The organism is Stenotrophomonas sp. SrG, from assembly GCF_050031795.1.
GTDB classification, from domain to species: Bacteria; Pseudomonadota; Gammaproteobacteria; order Xanthomonadales; family Xanthomonadaceae; genus Stenotrophomonas; species Stenotrophomonas rhizophila_A.
Genome location: NZ_JBNBBE010001203.1, coordinates 1 through 238 on the forward strand (window position 1 = coordinate 1; position 238 = coordinate 238).

1 pseudogene is annotated in these 238 nt (G+C 77.7%); it reads right to left on the bottom strand.

What is annotated here, in order from left to right:
• Positions 1 to 7 precede the first annotated feature (7 nt).
• Positions 8 to 238 (bottom strand): annotated as a pseudogene (locus ACQG3P_RS23275) (cytochrome C assembly family protein); the annotation flags it as partial.

The following is a 238-nucleotide window of genomic DNA, read 5'->3' on the forward strand; positions in this document are numbered from 1 at the left end:
CGGGGGCTCAGCGCGCGCGCCCGCCCACCAGTTCGAAGACGAACTGGCGGCCGACGCCGGCCCGCAGCAGCAGCGCCATGGCGGTGAGGGCCCCATGCCCCGCTTCGGCGCCGCGCCAGCCGGCGCGGCGGCGACCGATCAGCGGGGTGCCGCTGACGAGCCACGTCGGCTCGCTGAGCTCGGTCGGGTGGGCGTGTGTCTGCGCGAGCTGGTCGTCGGCGTCGAGGACGGCGGGGAG